Origin of the sequence: Amycolatopsis roodepoortensis (assembly GCF_024628825.1) — a bacterium.
Classification (GTDB): Bacteria; Actinomycetota; Actinomycetes; order Mycobacteriales; family Pseudonocardiaceae; genus Amycolatopsis; species Amycolatopsis roodepoortensis.
The window spans coordinates 9,080,271-9,095,619 of sequence record NZ_CP102415.1 but is presented as its reverse complement, the minus strand read 5'-3'; the positions used below and the strand labels follow the sequence as shown (position 1 = coordinate 9,095,619).

General features: G+C 67.8%; 15 protein-coding genes and 3 pseudogenes. 6 read left to right on the top strand and 12 right to left on the bottom strand.

All coding sequences use genetic code 11. The annotated features are described in order from the left end of the window. Positions 1–18 precede the first annotated feature (18 nt). Positions 19–1,092 (top strand): flavin-containing monooxygenase, encoded by a 1,074-nt coding sequence (locus NQK81_RS43440; RefSeq protein WP_257486154.1) that lies wholly within the window; start codon positions 19–21, stop codon positions 1,090–1,092. Here the strand turns inward: NQK81_RS43440 and NQK81_RS43435 are convergent. Continuing rightward, positions 1,070–1,915: a sulfite exporter TauE/SafE family protein gene (locus NQK81_RS43435; protein ID WP_257486153.1), complete on the bottom strand. Its 846-nt coding sequence runs from the start codon at positions 1,913–1,915 to the stop codon at positions 1,070–1,072. The genes NQK81_RS43440 and NQK81_RS43435 overlap by 23 nt on opposite strands. A 198-nt stretch (positions 1,916–2,113) precedes the next feature. Between NQK81_RS43435 and NQK81_RS43430 the strand changes: the two genes are divergently transcribed. After that, entirely contained in the window at positions 2,114–2,857 is a 744-nt protein-coding gene (locus NQK81_RS43430) for an alpha/beta fold hydrolase (RefSeq protein ID WP_257486152.1), read from the top strand. Positions 2,858–2,920: 63 nt separating this feature from the next. Here NQK81_RS43430 and NQK81_RS43425 read toward each other — a convergent pair whose 3' ends face one another. The 3 genes from NQK81_RS43425 to NQK81_RS43415 form a co-directional block, all read right to left on the bottom strand. Then, positions 2,921–3,367: a hypothetical protein gene (locus tag NQK81_RS43425; RefSeq protein WP_257486151.1), complete on the bottom strand. Its 447-nt coding sequence runs from the start codon at positions 3,365–3,367 to the stop codon at positions 2,921–2,923. Between the two features lie 166 nt (positions 3,368–3,533). After that, the gene (locus tag NQK81_RS43420; RefSeq protein WP_257486150.1) at positions 3,534–3,944 is read right to left on the bottom strand and encodes a zinc-binding dehydrogenase; all 411 of its coding nucleotides are present in this window, start codon (positions 3,942–3,944) and stop codon (positions 3,534–3,536) included. Further along, complete coding sequence (locus NQK81_RS43415; protein WP_257486149.1) at positions 3,941–4,276, bottom strand: MerR family transcriptional regulator; 336 nt, start codon at positions 4,274–4,276, stop codon at positions 3,941–3,943. Before NQK81_RS43415 ends, NQK81_RS43420 begins: the two co-directional genes overlap by 4 nt. A 157-nt stretch (positions 4,277–4,433) precedes the next feature. Between NQK81_RS43415 and NQK81_RS43410 the strand changes: the two genes are divergently transcribed. Continuing rightward, positions 4,434–5,231, top strand: a complete 798-nt coding sequence (locus NQK81_RS43410) for a hypothetical protein (RefSeq protein WP_257486148.1) — start codon at positions 4,434–4,436, stop codon at positions 5,229–5,231. 38 nt (positions 5,232–5,269) lie between these two features. Continuing rightward, positions 5,270–5,476 (top strand): hypothetical protein, encoded by a 207-nt coding sequence (locus NQK81_RS43405; RefSeq protein ID WP_257486147.1) that lies wholly within the window; start codon positions 5,270–5,272, stop codon positions 5,474–5,476. 22 nt (positions 5,477–5,498) lie between these two features. Here the strand turns inward: NQK81_RS43405 and NQK81_RS43400 are convergent, their stop codons facing one another. From NQK81_RS43400 to NQK81_RS43375, 6 genes and pseudogenes are all read right to left on the bottom strand, one after another. Further along, positions 5,499–6,473: a glycine betaine ABC transporter substrate-binding protein gene (locus NQK81_RS43400; protein WP_126734667.1), complete on the bottom strand. Its 975-nt coding sequence runs from the start codon at positions 6,471–6,473 to the stop codon at positions 5,499–5,501. A 28-nt stretch (positions 6,474–6,501) separates the two neighbouring features. Next, positions 6,502–6,972 (bottom strand): annotated as a pseudogene (locus tag NQK81_RS45560) (ABC transporter permease); the annotation flags it as partial. Positions 6,973–7,473: 501 nt separating this feature from the next. Continuing rightward, positions 7,474–8,259: pseudogene (locus NQK81_RS45555) on the bottom strand (ABC transporter ATP-binding protein); the annotation flags it as partial. A gap of 135 nt (positions 8,260–8,394) precedes the next feature. Then, positions 8,395–8,793: pseudogene (locus NQK81_RS45550) on the bottom strand (ABC transporter permease); the annotation flags it as partial. A 316-nt stretch (positions 8,794–9,109) separates the two neighbouring features. Continuing rightward, positions 9,110–9,967: an SAM-dependent methyltransferase gene (locus tag NQK81_RS43380; protein ID WP_257486146.1), complete on the bottom strand. Its 858-nt coding sequence runs from the start codon at positions 9,965–9,967 to the stop codon at positions 9,110–9,112. A gap of 70 nt (positions 9,968–10,037) precedes the next feature. After that, positions 10,038–11,801 carry a pectate lyase gene (locus tag NQK81_RS43375; RefSeq protein ID WP_257486145.1) on the bottom strand — a complete coding sequence of 588 codons (1,764 nt, stop codon included), beginning with the start codon at positions 11,799–11,801 and terminating at the stop codon, positions 10,038–10,040. A 323-nt stretch (positions 11,802–12,124) separates the two neighbouring features. Here NQK81_RS43375 and NQK81_RS43370 point away from each other — a divergent pair, with 323 nt between their 5' ends. Next, positions 12,125–13,033 (top strand): pectate lyase family protein, encoded by a 909-nt coding sequence (locus NQK81_RS43370; RefSeq protein ID WP_257486144.1) that lies wholly within the window; start codon positions 12,125–12,127, stop codon positions 13,031–13,033. Between the two features lie 120 nt (positions 13,034–13,153). Here the strand turns inward: NQK81_RS43370 and NQK81_RS43365 are convergent, their stop codons facing one another. Together NQK81_RS43365 and NQK81_RS43360 are read right to left on the bottom strand one after the other, a co-directional pair. After that, positions 13,154–13,747, bottom strand: a complete 594-nt coding sequence (locus NQK81_RS43365) for a hypothetical protein (RefSeq protein ID WP_257486143.1) — start codon at positions 13,745–13,747, stop codon at positions 13,154–13,156. Positions 13,748–13,751: 4 nt separating this feature from the next. Beyond that, a complete protein-coding gene (locus NQK81_RS43360; protein ID WP_257486142.1) occupies positions 13,752–14,363 on the bottom strand; it encodes a TetR/AcrR family transcriptional regulator in 612 nt (203 codons plus the stop codon). Positions 14,364–14,464: 101 nt separating this feature from the next. Between NQK81_RS43360 and NQK81_RS43355 the strand changes: the two genes are divergently transcribed. Beyond that, positions 14,465–15,319 carry an alpha/beta hydrolase gene (locus NQK81_RS43355; RefSeq protein ID WP_257486141.1) on the top strand — a complete coding sequence of 285 codons (855 nt, stop codon included), beginning with the start codon at positions 14,465–14,467 and terminating at the stop codon, positions 15,317–15,319. Positions 15,320–15,349: the final 30 nt, after the last annotated feature.

Here is a 15,349-nt window from a genome sequence, read left to right as displayed (position 1 = left end):
TAATTCCGGAAGGAACCCATGACCGACCACGACGTGATCATCGTGGGCGGCGGCCAGGCCGGTCTCGCCGCCGCCTACGCCGCCCGCGAACGGGGGCTGACACCGGTGATCCTCGAAGCCGGTGCCGAACCGGTCGGCTCCTGGCCCCGCTACTACGACTCGCTGACCCTCTTCTCCCCCGCCCGCTACAGCGGCCTCCCCGGCTTGACCTTCCCCGGTGACCCCGAGCATTACCCGCATCGCGACGAAGTCGTCGACTACCTTCGCCGCTACGCCGGTCGTCTCGGCACCGAGATCCGTACCGATCACCGGGTCGACGCCGTGACCCGGGACAACGGCGCGTTCACCGTGCACGCCGCCGGGGAAACCGCGTTGACCGCGCCGTTCGTCATCGCCGCGTCCGGCGGCTTCTCCCGCCCCTACCGACCGGCACTGTCCGGTTTGGACACCTTCACCGGACACGTCCTGCACAGTGGCGAATATCGAAACCCCGCACCGTTCGCCGGACAACGCGTGATAGTCGTCGGCGCGGGAAACTCCGCCGTCCAGATCGCCACCGAACTCGCCGGACACGCCCACGTCACCCTCGCCAACCGGGCACCGGTGAAGTTCGCACCGCAACGGCCGTTCGGGAAGGACGTGCACTTCTGGTCCGTCGCCGTCGGCTTCGACCACCTGCCGATCGGGCACCTGCTGAAGAACGCGCCGACCACCGCGGTGAACGATCCCGGCAGCTACAAAGCCGCGATCCACAAGGGAAAACCGGACCAGCGGCGCATGTTCACCACCATCGACGGCGACACCGTGCAGTGGCCGGACGGAACCCGCGAACGCGTCGACACCATCCTGCTCGCCACCGGCTTCAGGCCTGAACTGTCCTATCTGGACACTCTCGGCGCATTGGCCTCCGACGGCCGCCCGCGGCAGGATCGCGGCCTGTCCACCACCCATCCGGGGCTGGGTTACATCGGGCTGGAATGGCAGCGCAGCTTCGCCTCCGCCACCCTGCGCGGCGTCGGCCGCGACGCCCGCTACGTCCTGCGGAAACTGACGGGAACCCGTGCCGGTGTCAGTCGTGACGCCATACCTTGATCGCGGACAGCAGAAGCAAAGCGATCAGAACGGGGATCAGCACGGCGCCCGGCACGACGTCGAGCAGCAGACCCCCGAGCACTGTTCCGACGACGGAGCCCACTGCCATGACCGCGACGAAGGAGGTGTTGGCGCGCAGAACCTGGAAGCTCTGATCGCGGCTGTACCGGGCGAACGCGACGAGCATCGTCGGCAGCGACACCGCGAGCGAGAGCGACCCGGCGAGTTTGATGTCCACCCCGTACAGCAGGACGATCGTCGGGATGAGCAGCTCGCCGCCGGCGACGCCCATGAGCGCGGCGACCACCCCGATCGCGACACCGGCGCCGACACCCGCCACTGCCCTGGCGACCGGCGGGAGTGACACCGTGCCCACCTCGCCGAGGTGATTCCACGCCAAGGCCGAGGCGATGACGAGAAGCAACACGGCAAGCAGCCGGTACAGCGTCGCCGAGCGCATGCGGGTGGCCAAGGTCGCGCCGAGCCACGCGCCCAGCAGGCTGCCGCCCAACAGGTTCACCACGATCGGCCAGTGCGGAGCCGCGTCATCGAGGGGCACGGCCACCAGACGGGCCGGTAGCGCGGTGATCACCACGATCAGGCTCATCGCCTTGTTCAAGATCACCGCCTGCAAGGCGACGAACCCGAAGACACTGATCAAGACGGGCAGCCGGAACTCCGCGCCTCCGAGACCGATCATCCCGCCGAGCAGGCCGATCGCGGCGCCCGAACAGAACACCGTGGGCCACGACCGTCGTCCGCGGTGGACACCCGAACGCTCGGCGGCGTCGTCATCGGGTTTCCGCTGCCGTGAATACGCCACGAGGCAGGCTAACCGGAGCGGCCCTGCGCGCGGGGAACAGGAGTTGCCTGATCGCGTCGTCGAGTACCGATGAGCCATCATGCCCGCATGACCGAGGTTCACCTTCACACCACCACCGCCGAGTTGCGCGGCGGAGTGGTCGAGTACAGGTTCGATCGACGGACCGGTCCCGCGGTGGTGATATTCCACGGCGGCCACATGAACGCCGGGCTCGCGCTCGGCGAAGACACCTTCGCCGATGACGATTACTCGGTGCTCGTGCCCTCCCGACCGGGCTACGGGCGTACTCCGCTCTCGACCGGCAAGACGACCGGTAGGTTCGCGGACGTCACCCGGTCGTTGTGCGCGCATCTCGGCATTGACAGCGTCGCGGCCGTCGTCGGTATCTCGGCCGGCGGTCCGACCGCGATGGCGATGGCCGCGCGCCATCCTGACCTGGTGGAGCGAGTCGTGCTCCAAAGCGCGGTCGGCCCACTGCCATGGCCGGACCGTCGAACCCGTATCGGCGCTCGTCTCGCGTTCGGTTCCGCCACCGAGCGCCTTACGTGGTCAGCGGTGCGCGCACTCATGCGCGCCGCACCAGACGTCGGCTTGCGCATCCTGCTGAGCGACCTGTCCACCCGACCGGCCCGTCAGGCCTTGACGAACCTTTCACCCGCGAACCGCGAGATGGTGCTCGGCCTGTTCGCCGGAATGGGATCCGGCCACGGATTCCTCAACGACCTCAGTGAAATCGGGAAGACCTGCGGTGAGGTCACGCAGCCGACGTTGGTGCTCGCCAGCCGGAACGATGGTTCGGTGCCCTTCACCCATGCCGAGGCACTCGCCGCCACCATCCGCGACAGCAGGCTCGTCGAAAGCGCCGCTGACAGCCACTTCATCTGGCTAGGCGAGGACTGGCCGGCGCTCAGCGCCGAGATCCGTCGATTCCTCGCCGGTTGACCCCACAGCCGACTCGCCACCAGGGCGCCGCTGCCGGATCGGGGGCGGCGCGACGCCGCCTCTTCAGCCGATTCGCTCGAAGACGAGGTCGTAGTCCTTGCGCCAGGTCGATCCGCGGTCTTCGGAGGCTTCCCAGCGTCCGGCGATCCGGTCGGGTTCGACGTCGGCGACGAAGCGTTGGTACATGTCGGGGTCTTCGCGATTCAGGATCCAGTGTGTGCCGTCGAAGGTCATGGCGAAGACCCGGCAGACACCTCGTTCGTCGTGGTAGAGGGCCGTGTAGGCGTCGCGGCTGTCGCTGCGGCCGAGAACGAGGGTCAGCTCGCTCCCGGCTTGGCCGTCTTCGTCGCCCATGGTCCAGCGTAGAACCACGAAGGCGTCACCGAGCCACTCGACGGTCGCCGAACCCGGCACCTCCTGACCGGCCGGTTCCAGGAACCAGGCGTCGCTCAGCGTCGTCCGCCACGTCCCGACCAGGATGGCCAGCTGTTCCATGGTCTTGTTGCGCATCGTTTCTCCTGACGTCGAGTCGCGGTGAGCACATGCTCGACCAGTACATCAGGCTGCTCAGGCGATCACGTGGGATTCGCCGTGTTGGGCGCGTCAGAGCTGGGTCGGACGACCGAGGCGATCCTCGCCAGTCCACTATGGACGACCGCTGACGGCAAGACCGCTGTCATGCCACCTTGATGACCACCTTGCCCGCGGCGTGACCGTTTTCGACGGTGGCGAGGGCAGCGGGGGCGTCGGAGAGCGGGTGAACCTCGGTGATCACCGGAGCGAGGACACCGTCGAGGGCCAGCCGGGCGGCCCGCTCCAGGTTCGCGCGGTCGAGGCGCCTCTCGACGAATCGGCCACCGAGGTCCGGCACCGACATGTCCCCCACGGAGATGACGTCGCGGGACTCCCGGGCCAGTGGAGCGACCGTCCGCAGCGAGGTGCCCCCGGCCAGATCGACGATCCCGTCGAAACCGTCCGGAACCAGCTCGCGGGCCACCGCGACGACGTCCTCGGCGGTGTAGTCGATGAACCGCACACCGATGGCTTCGGCGTGCTCACGTTTGGCGGTGCTCCCGGTGCCGATCACCCGTAGTTCCCGTCGAGGGCCTCCCGGGTTTCGATCAGGTGCGCGATGTCGGCGTCGATCCGATCGCGCTGGCGCATCATGGCCGTGAACGTCTCCTCGGCGACGCCGAGGTCGTCGGGGATGTCCACGCACGGCAGCACGGTCGCGATCATCTGGCTGGACAAGCCCGCGTCGAACAGTTGCCGGATGAGCGACAGGCGCTGAACTTCGGCGTCGGAATAGTGCCGCTGCCCCGCGCCGGAACGCGAACTGGTCAGCAGGCCTTGCTCTTCGCAGTACCGCAGGGAGCGCGGACTCACTCCCGTGCGCTTGGACAGCTCGCCGATCCGCATCCCCGAAGCCCTACGCCCGCCTGCTCCCGGCCCGATGCCACTGACCGGCAAGCGGCAGTTTTGGCGAACGGGGGTCACAATCGCTCCGCATTCTGTGACACTTTGACGGGCTGTGTCCCGCAGCGACAGCGCGAGAAGGGAATCTGCTTTGTCCGGAATGCTCAACAGACGCAAGGCGCTCGCTCTCGGTGGTGGTGCCGCGCTCGGCGTCATGGCCGCCGGTACCGGCACGGCTTCCGCCGCGACGGGATGGATCCGCCTGCCGATCGTCACCGCCAACGTCGGCCGCGACAACCTCGGGGCCCGCGAGGCCGCGATCGACGCCGTCCGCAACTGTGACCCCCTGGTGCGGCCTCTGGTCGGCTGGCAGGAGATCAACGAGGGCGACACCGGGGAGCCCGCGATGATCGACCACTACTTCGGGCCTCTCTACAACAACGCGTTCCTCCGGCACAGCTCGTCGTTCCGGATCCCGATCTCGATCCCGCAGCCGTGGGAGGTGGCGAGTTCGAAGACCACGTATGTGCACGGCGGCATCACCGGGGTGACCCCGCCGCGCTGGATCAACGAGGTCGTGGTCCGTCACCAGAGCCACCCGACGCTCCAGTTCGCGCTGATCAACTCGCACTACATCGCGAACGCGTACAACGGCGACCAGCGCGCCGACCTGCGCGACGAGTGGAACGAGCACAAGAGGATCCACGCCAGTCGCGTGCTCGCGCACCACAACGTCGGGCGCCTGGTCTTCTGGACCGCGGATGTCAACAACCCGAACTACTACAAGGCCACCAACCTGGAAGCGGAGCGCCGGTGCTTCGGCACGGGGATCGACCGCATCAACTGGCTGGCGGGCAACGGCGTCGTCCAGGAGCAGTTCATCGACACCAAGACCGTGGACATGCGCGTGGACGGGCATGACGCCCGGGTCGCCGTCTTCCAGGTCCGCTTGGCCTGACGGCACGCACGGGCCGGGTGCCCCGCCCGGCCCGTGCCATGGCTGAGGTCTCGAAGGGGCAGCTCCCTCATCCCCGGCGAGCTCACAAAGTAGAGCTGGACCTACAGCACCCGGCCCGCCTCCGCCGCGATACCGGCCAGCTCAGTGGCGCGGCGACCCCGCTGGGCGCGCTCGTCGCGATGACACTGTGGGCGACCGCCGCCATCTGCACCGGACTGACCGCCATCGGCAACCGCGACGCCTGACCACGGGCGCCATCCCGCCGGTTCAGCTGATGAAACCCCCGGCCTTGAGCCAGTCATGGGCGACCGCGGCGGGCTTCTGGCCGTCGACGCTGACCTTCTTGTTCAGATCCGTGAGCGTCGCGGTGTCCAGCTTCGCGGCGATCGGCGTGAAGACCTGCTCCAGCTGCGGGTATTTCTGGGCGAGCGGGGTGGCGATCGTGATCGCGGGGTTGTACGTCGGGAAGAAGTGCTTGTCGTCCTCGAGCACGGTGAGCTGCTGCGCGGCCACGCGTCCGTCAGTGGAGGCGACCGAGCCGAAGCCGCACGGCTCCCCCTTGCCGATGCTCGGGTAGACGACGGCGTCGTTGAGCAGGTGCACCTGCGGGTCGGGCAGGGTGAACCCGTAGGTCTTCGCCAGGCCGGGGAATCCGTCGTCCCGGCTCTTGAACTCCGGGCCCATACAGGTCGAGGCCGCGGCCGGATCGCGCTTCACCAGTGCCGCGTAGTCGGACAGCGTCTTGACGCCGGTCCGGGCCAGTGTCGCCGGGTTGCCGGCGAGGGCGTAGGTGTCGTTGGCCGGCGAGCGTGCCCACCAGGTGACGCCGTTGGCGATGTCGGCTTGTTTGACCGCGTCGTACTGCGCCTGCGGGTCGCTGATCGGCTTGGTCTGGTTGAGGTAGCTGATCCAGGCGGTACCGGTGTATTCCCAGTACAGGTCGACCGCGCCGCTGGTGAGCGCCTGGCGGACGTTGCTCGATCCGGTGATGTTGGTCTTGTCCTGCGGGCTCGCCCCTGCCGCCTGCAGTGCGACGATGGCGATCTGGCCGAGCAGCAGCTGCTCGTCGAATTCCTTGGAGCTGACCCGGATCTGGACGCCGTTCAGCGCGTCGATCTTCTTGATGGATCCCGCGCCCACCTGTGCGCCGGTCTCGTCCTTGCCGATCGTGCAGCCTGCCGAGAGCGCCGCCGCCGTGACGAGCGCGAGCACCGCGGCGGTCGTGCGCTGGAGCATCCGCATGGGTTGGTCCTCCTTGAGGTCGGTCGAGCTACATGCCGCGTGGGTGCAGGATCTCCTCGGCGACCAGCCCCAGCCAGTCGACGAAGAGCGCCAGTACGGCGACGATGACGCCGAAGGTCAAGCTCAGCATCGGGCGGTACAGCCCGATTCCGGCGACGAGCCCGCCGCCGAGGCCACCGCCGTCGATGAACGTCGCCAGCGTCGCGCTCGCGACGGTGAGCACCAGCGCGGTCCGGATCCCGGCGAGGATCACCGGTACCGCGAGCGGCAGTTCGATCCGCCACAGAATGGCCGTCTTGCCCATTCCCATGCCTCGCGCGGCGTCGACGAGGGTCGGATCGACACCGTCGAGCCCGACGATCGTGTTGCGCAGCACCGGCAAGGTCGCGTAGACGACGAGTGCCGTCACCGCTGTCGCGGTGCCCGTGCCGATCCAGAGCGCGAGCAGCACGACGAGCCCGATCGACGGGATCGCCTGGCCGAGATTGCCCAGCCCCAGCCCGATCGGCCTGGCCCAGCGGGCGCCGGCGCGGGTGAGCAGGATGCCGAGCGGGAGGGCGATCGCGATGGTGCACGCCGTCGAGATCGCGGTGAGCCGCAGGTGCGCGCCCAGTTCGGTGAAGATCTCGCCGGCGTTGAGAAATCGCTGTTCGATCGAGTCGAGCGGATGCGCACGCACGATCAGGAAGAGCGTCAGCAGGGTGAGGATCAGCAGGACCGGGCGCACCAGAAGCCCGAGCCGTCGCCGGCGAGGCCGCGCGGGCTCGTTGGCGTCCGGGCCCGCGACAGGCGCCTCCTCGGCGGCCGGGATCGCGGGCGCCTCGTCGATGGGTCGCAGCGCCGCGACGAGGCTGGACACGTCGCACACCCCCAGCGGCTGCCCGGAGCTGTCCTCGGTGACCACGACCGAGGTGCTGCCGGTCCGCACCATCACGTCCAGCACGTCCCGCAGGGTGACGTCGGGCCGGACCGGAGGCAGGCCGTCCGGCCCGGCCGCCGGCCGGAGCTCCAGGTCACCCACCCGGATCAGCGCGAGCCGCTTCAGGTTCCGCTTCGGCCCGACGAAGCTCGCGACGTAATCGTCCGCCGGCGCGGCGAGGATCGCCTGGGGCGTGTCGTACTGCGCGATCACCGATCGCGGCCGCAGCACGGCGATCCGGTCGCCGACCTTCAGCGCCTCGTCGAAGTCGTGCGTGACGAACACGATCGTCTTGCGCACTTCCCGTTGCAGGCGAAGGAATTCGTCCTGCAACCGGGCGCGTGTGATCGGGTCGGTGGAGCCGAACGGCTCGTCCATCAGCATGACCGGCGGGTCCGCGGCCATCGCCCGCGCCACCCCGACGCGCTGCTGCTGACCGCCGGAAAGCTCGCGCGGGTACCGGACGCCGTGCTCGCGGGTCAGGCCGACGACGTCGAGCAGCTCGCGCACACGGTCGGCGATGCGTCGCCGGGTCCAGCCGAGCAGCCGCGGCACCACGCCGATGTTGGCGTCCACGCGCAGGTGCGGGAAAAGCCCGATCTGCTGGATGACGTAGCCGGTGTTGCGGCGGTGTTCGTCGAGGTCGAGCGCCGACACGTCGGTGCCGCCGATCGTGACGACGCCCGCGGTGGGCTCGACGAGCCGGTTGATCATCCGCATGGTCGTCGTCTTGCCGCACCCCGAAGGACCGGCCAGCACGACGATCTCACCCGCGGGGATGCGCATCGTCAGGTTTTCGACCGCCGGCACCGCTCGTCCGGGGTAGTGCTTGCTGATGTCCCGTAACTCGATCGTCTCACCGCCCATTCCGGCGGCTCTCCCCTTCGCCGCCGGAGCCACCTCTCGGAGGGCGCGGGGACGTCGCCGTGCCGTCAGCTTGCCGACCACCACGAAGGCCAGGTCGAACAGCAGCGCCAGCACCATGATCCCGAGCGTTCCGGTGAGTACCTGGTTCAGGGAGTTGACCGAGCCGAACCGGCCGAGCCCGTCGAAGATCTGGTTGCCGAGGCCGGGGCCCTTGACATACGCCCCGATGGCCGCGATGCCGATCGTGATCTGCGTCGAGACCCGGATGCCGGAAAGGATCACCGGCCAGGCGAGCGGCAGTCGCACGCGGAACAGCAGCCGCAGGCGGCCGAGCCCCATCCCGCGCGCCGCGTCCACCACGGCCGGATCGACGCCGCGCAGCCCGACGATCGTGTTGCGCGTGATCGGCAGGAGCGCGTAGAGCACCAGAGCGAACAGGACATTCGTCAGCCCCAGCCCGAACGGGCCGATCAGGATGCCCAGCAGCGCGATCGACGGGACGGTCAGGAACGCCGCCGTCGTCGTGGTCGCCATCGCGCCGAGCCAGCGCCGCCGGTACGTGAGCAGGCCGATCGTCATGCCCACCAGCACGGCGAGGCCCATCGCCGCCAGGGTGAGATCCACGTGCAGGATCGCGTCGTTCACGACGTCGATCCAGTTCTCCCGGAGGTACTCCGACAGGCTCAGGGCGGCACTCCTCGACGTCGCAGGAAGGAAATCGCCGACCACAGCCCAACATGGCGGCGGGGTTCCTGTCCAGCTCAAGGCCGGGAAGGAACGATCGCGTCACGTCCGCCACCCTGGCAGGGGTGACGAACGAGGGACAATCGATATTCGACGGCAGCAGGCACTAGGGTTTGCGGGCGACAACCCCGGCGATGCACTGCTCGACTTCGTTGAGCGGCGCGAGTTTCGGCCCGTCCGGCCACCAGAGATCGCACAGCTCCAGGCCTGGTTCCTTGCCAGGACCGGAGGGCATGATCTCGAGGCCCTCGACGAAGCTCGTAATCTCGCTTGCCGTGCGGAACCGGCCCGAGCCCATCGGGCTGTGCATGAACAGCTCTTCCATCTTCCTGGCGAGCTCGCTCAACCCGGGCTTCTCCGGATCGAAGAAGTGCGCGATGACGACGAACGAGCCACTGGGCAGCGCGTCGATGTACTCGCGCATCAGGTCCGCGCCGTTGTCGGCGGTGTAGTGATGCAGGGTGCCCACCTGCAGTAAGGCCACCGGACGCGTGAAGTCGAGGTGCTCGCGAACCGCCGCGTCGGCCAGGAGCCGCTCGGGTTGGAAAATGTCCTCGGCGACGAAGTGCGTGTTCGGGTTGTTCTCGAGGATGGCCCGGCCATGGGCGAGCACCACGGGATCGTTGTCGACGTACACCACCTGCGTGCCGGCATTGACCCGCTGGGCGATCTGGTGGGTGTTCTCCGCCGTCGGCAGTCCCGAACCGCAGTCGAGAAACTGGGTGATCTTCCCCTGCTGGGCGAGGAACCGCACGGCCCGGGTCAGGAAATTGCGGTTGGACCACGCCAGATCCCGGACTTCGGGTGCCTTGGTCGCGACCTGCCGCAGGACCTCACGGTCGATCTCGTAGTTGTCCTTGCCGCCCAGCGCTGCGTCGTACACGCGCGCGATGCTCGCCCGAGTCGGGTCCACCCCGACCGGAACGGAACTCGGCGCGGTGTACCCGGACTCGTACGACGGCATTTCCACCCTCACAACCGAACGCCGGCAAAGATCGACCCCACTACGTTAGCGATTAACCTACTGTACGCGACTACCGGGCGGCGGCCCAGGAGATCAGCTTGCCCATGTTGGCCACATAGGTACTGGTGCTGATCACCGGCGGCCGCGCCTTAGGCCGGTACGGCGGCTCCTCGGGCGGGTTGAGCGGATCGTAGGGCGACGTGTCGTACAGGTCCCCCACGTGCTTGCTCATATACGCCTTTCCGGCGTAAGGCGTGGCCGGCGAAGGGCCGCGATACGGGTTGGTGATCGCGTCCCCCGGGGTCAGCCAGTAGTCGTTGCCGCTCAGCCCGTCGGCCAGCGCCTTCGCTTCCGCGTCCGACACGACCGGCAGCTGTGGCGGCGCGCCGAGGAAGAGGTCGGTGAGCTGAGGCTCACGCGGGGTGAAGTAGCGAGGGAGCGGGACCCGGACGCCGCTGAGTGGTGAGCGGGCCTTCAGATCGGCGACCTGCGCCGGGGTGAGGGCGCGCAGTTGCTCGTAGGTGGCGCGCAGGGCGGCGGTGTCGATCACCCGGCCGCCGGAATAGTGGCTCAGCGTCGCGCGGTGGTCGTTGTCGGTGTAGTAGGCGCCGTTGCGGACGTTCGAACCGAAGCGGTGGACGAACCGCGCCCGGTTGGTCTCCAGATCCACGAAGGTGGGATGGGTTCGCCCGGCCAGCAACGGGTTCTCTGCGTGCTGCCGCGCGGTGAGCGGGCAGCTGTCCAGCCAGGCGATGGCTTCGGGAACACGGTCGAGGAACCCTCGATCGCCGGTGAGCCGGAAGTAGTGGAACAGCTGCTGCACATTGGTCTGGGTGGTGTGCGTGGCCAGGGCGCGGGGTTCGTAGGATCGCGCACCCGCCGGAGCCCCCGCCGGCCTGCCGCCCGACGCCCTGGCGAGGTGCTGCAACGCCCAGCCCGCCTGCGGTCCTGGCTGCTGCAGACGGCGCAGGCAGTCCATCGCGCGCCGGATCGGCTCGGCCAGCCCCGGCTTGTCCAAAGTGGACATACACATCAACAGGAACTTGATGTTCTCGCCGAGGACGTCGTCGTTGAAGGTGACGTGGCCGGTGTAGTCACCGTCCTCCATGCCGTGGCGGATGTCGGTGGGTAACCACGGCGGCAGCACCTCGGGCCACGGTGTGTCCTTCGCGGCCCCCGCGAACCGGGGGAAGCGCTGCGGCCAGCCGCCATCGGCGATCCCTCCGCGGATCTGCGCCTTCACCACGAAGCGCAGGGCGCGGTCGAGGGCCGCGCCGAATCGGTGATCGCCGCGTTCCAGGTAGAGGCGCAGCATGAACTGAGCCGCGGAGGACGTGCCCGCGTCGTCGAAGGTCGCGTTGCCGTAGTAGTGCTGGAACTCCTCCAGTCGCCAGCCGTTCGCGCCGACGGTGTCGTACCACCGGCGCAGCGACTTCGTACCCGCGAAATCGTGCACGTAGTTCCAGCCGCCGACCGGCAACTGGGCGGCCGCCAAGGCGAGACCGGTGCGCGAAGCGGCGCGGTAGAAGGATTCGTCGCCGGTGGCGTGGTACGCGTCGAGCAGGCTGTGCCCGATCGACGGCGTTCCCGGCGGCTGCACCCAGCACATGGTGCGGTTGGCCGCCATCTCACCCCAGGTCTGGGACCGGTCGGGCAGGTAGCTCCAGACATAGGCGCCGCGATAGGAGAGCCCTTCGTCGAAGAACGCCGCGGCCCGGCGCATGGCCTCCGGGATTCCCGGCACGGCGGCCTGAACGGCCTGGTTTCCACCCGCGAGGACGGCCACCGGCACAGCGGTGGCGAGGAGTCCGAAGCTGCGGCGCGTGAGGTTCATGATCACATCTCGATTCACATATATGAACACCATCCACACTTGTAAACGCATCGTGATAGCTGAGAGCGCTCCCGTCAAGCCCGGGTCGTCCGCCTGGAGCAATATCGGCGAATCGCGGTGCAGCTGGCCTCACGATTCATCAGTGTGAATCGGGAATCGGCGATCGAGGGTTGACGCGACGCCGGTTCATTGGTCTCCTGTTCTCGGCACTTCGCCATCGGATCCGAATAAATCCTTTTAGGACATTCAGTTTTCATCGACCGCAAGGAGGCGGCGTGATGAATTTGCGTCCTTCTCGATTCCTTTCGATTCTGACTTCGGCCGTGATCACTTCGACGGCCGTGGTGACCACCGGCGCCGATGCGGAACTCCCCGCACAGGAGGCACCGATCGGCTGGGCGAGCCAGAACGGCGGCACGCAAGGCGGCGGTGGCGCGGCGCCGATCACGGTGACCTCGGCGTCCGCGCTGAGTTCGGCGATCAGCGGGACCACGGCGGCGGTGGTGCGGGTATCCGGCACCATTTCCTGCTCCGGCATGCTCAAGGTCGGGTCCAACAAATCCATTCTGGGCAACGCGGGCGCGACGATCGACGGCTGCGGCCTGACCTTGAGCGGATCCAAGAACGTGGTGATCCGGAATCTGTCCTTCCGGGACTGGGACGACGACGCGATCAACATCGAAAAGGCGTCGACCAACGTGGTCGTCGACCACAACACGTTCACCAACGGATACGACGGCGCCGTCGACATCAAGCGCGCTTCGGACTACATCACGGTGTCCTGGAACCGCGTGCACGGGCACGGCAAATCGATGCTGCTCGGGCACAGCGACGACAACGGGAGCCAGGACACCGGAAAGTTGCGGGTGACCTATCACCACAATTACTTCGACGGCTCGGGGACACGGCATCCGCGGGTGCGATTCGCCAATCCGGTGCACGTGTTCAACAACTACTACCGGGACAACGAATACGGTGTCGCGTCCACCTGCAACGCCGGCGTACTGGTCGAGAACAACCATTTCGACAACGTCGACGAGCCGACGTTGGTCGGCTACGCGGGTTCGCCGGCAGGCACCCTGGTGCAGCGCGGGAACCTCTTCACCGGATCCGGTTCACCGGAGGCGAGCGGCACGGTGGCCAAGATTCCGTACGCCTACAGCCTCGAGCCCGCGAGCGCGGTGAAGGGCAGTGTGACCGCCGGAGCGGGAGCGGGCAAGATCCTGCCCTGACCGGCCGGGCATGACGCGAAAGCCACTTTCGCAACCTTGTGTGTTGCGAAAGTGGCTTTCGCGTCATCCGTCTGGGGATGCCCATGGCCCTGGAGCCGGTACAACCGCGGGCCCGGGATCTCACGCTTCACGATCCTGCAGGGAGGCCCGCATTCGAGACAGGGCACGCAAAACGTCGTCGCGGTTCTTCGCCGATTTGATCCAGGCGGGAAGGCGGCTGGCCAGACTGCCGTTGCGGTTCGGAACCTGCTCGCGGATTCCGGCCGCGACATACCGTTCCAAGTAATCGAGGTGTGCTTCGTGGTAAGCCCAGAGAGTCTCCCCTTTGCACGGGGCCTGTAGCCACAACTCAAGACCGCGGTACCGGGGCACCACCGGAACAGACGGAGAGCACACCGCCGACACCGGAAGAGCGGTCATGGCCCGGCAGTGGCGGCAAAGCACGCTGAGCGCGCGCGGCCGGGCACGCCGCCATCGCCGCAGCCGTTGCGCCATCGGCCGCCCACAGTTCCCACAGCGGCCGTTGGCGAAGAGCTCCAGGCGGTCGCCTGCGGCGCCACCGCGTCCGTCCACAGAGGCGTACCCGCACCCCGTGCAACTCACCCTGGTGTCGGTGGCCACCGCCCGGCCGGCACATCGCGGGCAGCGCACCAGCACCTTGCCCGGACGCAGGTAGAACATCGGCTCATCGCGATCAGCAAACCGGTCGGACATTCCGTCACTCTGACATACCCCGGCGTCCAGGGCGTGTCCGCGGAACGGATCCGCCCGTCCTCATGCGCAGGATCAAGGCGACCGCGTCCCGCGAGTGGCCTTGCGGAGTCAGGACCTCCTGGAGGAGCAGGCCACGAATCGCGGCGATGGTGACGGTGGCCGTGGTCAGCGCTTCGTCGGCGTCGAGCCCTTCGCGTTCCGCGAGTGAGGCCAGCATCTTGGTCAGGTCGTCGAGCGAGTCGACGAACTCACGGAAGTCCCCTGGGCTGTAGGCGGCCAGCCCGACGACGTGAAAGAAGCCGCGGACTCGCGACAGTTGCTCCGGGCGGGTGTAGGCCCGCCAGATCGCCACGACGAAGTCGTCGAAGGTGCCCTGCCGGGCGGCCTCGAAAAGCGCCTCGTTGTCGCGAGATCGCTGCTCCTTGAGCATCGCCGCCAAGACGCCCGGGAGCGACCCGAAGTGGTAGCGCAGGAGGGCGTGGCTGGTCCCGGCCCGGGCGGCGATCTCGCGGAGCGACACCTCCGGCGAGGGAAGCGCCTCGCCGAAGGCGTCGAGAAGCCGAGCCAGGAGGCGCTCGCGTGCGTCGCCCTTGCGTTCCGCGCTTGACAAGATCACTCCCGCAGTTTATCCATTGGAAAAGAAGAGCCGACAGTACCGTGCCGCGCGTCACACGTGTTCAGGCAGTCGGCGTCAGCGTTGAATGTGAAGGGCCTTCGATGAGCACCATGTGGCAGGGCTGCCTTGCCGACACCGACTATTTCGAGCTGCGTTCGAGCGGAGGGCACGACTACGGCGTCTGGGTCACCACTCCCCCGGGCTACGACCCCGCCACGACGCGAGCGCCCGCCGTGTACGTGCTCGACGGCAACTGGGCCGTGGGCCAGACGGCTCCGCTCATCGTCACCCAGGCGGACCCCATGCAGCGGATCCAGCCCTACATCCAGGTCAGCGTCGGCTACGCGGGTGAAGACGCACAGCACTGGGATCGGCTGCGCAACAGGGACCTCGTGCCACCCGGCGAGCCCATCGCCAAGGAGCTCGTCGACGCCGTGGAGTTGGGGGTTCGAATGCGCGCGAGGACCCGAGAGGAATCCGACGCCTACCTCGCCGAACTACGCGACACCCACGCCGACGCGTTCTTGAACTTCCTCACCACGGAACTGCACCCGCGGATCGAACGCGACTACGGCACCGCCACGAGCGGTCACGGCCTTTTCGGCTACTCCTACGGCGGCCTGTTCAGCCTCTACACCTGGCTCACCGGTTGCACTCTCTTCGAGAGCATCGGTGCGGGCAGTCCCGGCGTCGCCAGTGAAGACAGTCAGGTCTTCGCCCGGCTCCAAGAGCTGGGTGAGCAGGCCGCCAGACTCCACGTGACCCTCAACGAGCAAGAGTTGCTCGGAGACCTGGCCATCTACCAGAGCCTCACGAAGAACACGGCGACTCTCCTGCACCGCCTCACCGCACGCGGCGAAGCCGTCACCAGCGCGGTCCTGCGCGAAACGCACGTGACCGGCCTGCAGGCTTCGTTCCTCAGCTACCTCAGGACCTGCCGGGCACCGAATGGATGACCTTGCCCGCTCTACGATCACCTTCGGGAG

Excerpts from the sequence above, each read along its gene's own strand:
- NQK81_RS43430 (WP_257486152.1), top strand. The coding sequence starts at position 2,114 with ATGAACGCCGGGCTCGCGCTCGGCGAAGACACCTTCGCCGATGACGAT.
- NQK81_RS43440 (WP_257486154.1), top strand. The coding sequence starts at position 19 with ATGACCGACCACGACGTGATCATCGTGGGCGGCGGCCAGGCCGGTCTC.
- NQK81_RS43405 (WP_257486147.1), top strand. The coding sequence starts at position 5,270 with ATGGCTGAGGTCTCGAAGGGGCAGCTCCCTCATCCCCGGCGAGCTCAC.
- NQK81_RS43415 (WP_257486149.1), bottom strand. The coding sequence starts at position 4,276 with ATGCGGATCGGCGAGCTGTCCAAGCGCACGGGAGTGAGTCCGCGCTCC.
- NQK81_RS43365 (WP_257486143.1), bottom strand. The coding sequence starts at position 13,747 with ATGTCCGACCGGTTTGCTGATCGCGATGAGCCGATGTTCTACCTGCGT.
- NQK81_RS43375 (WP_257486145.1), bottom strand. The coding sequence starts at position 11,801 with ATGAACCTCACGCGCCGCAGCTTCGGACTCCTCGCCACCGCTGTGCCG.
- NQK81_RS43400 (WP_126734667.1), bottom strand. The coding sequence starts at position 6,473 with ATGCGGATGCTCCAGCGCACGACCGCCGCGGTGCTCGCGCTCGTCACG.
- NQK81_RS43355 (WP_257486141.1), top strand. The coding sequence starts at position 14,465 with ATGAGCACCATGTGGCAGGGCTGCCTTGCCGACACCGACTATTTCGAG.
- NQK81_RS43425 (WP_257486151.1), bottom strand. The coding sequence starts at position 3,367 with ATGCGCAACAAGACCATGGAACAGCTGGCCATCCTGGTCGGGACGTGG.
- NQK81_RS43410 (WP_257486148.1), top strand. The coding sequence starts at position 4,434 with ATGCTCAACAGACGCAAGGCGCTCGCTCTCGGTGGTGGTGCCGCGCTC.
- NQK81_RS43380 (WP_257486146.1), bottom strand. The coding sequence starts at position 9,967 with ATGCCGTCGTACGAGTCCGGGTACACCGCGCCGAGTTCCGTTCCGGTC.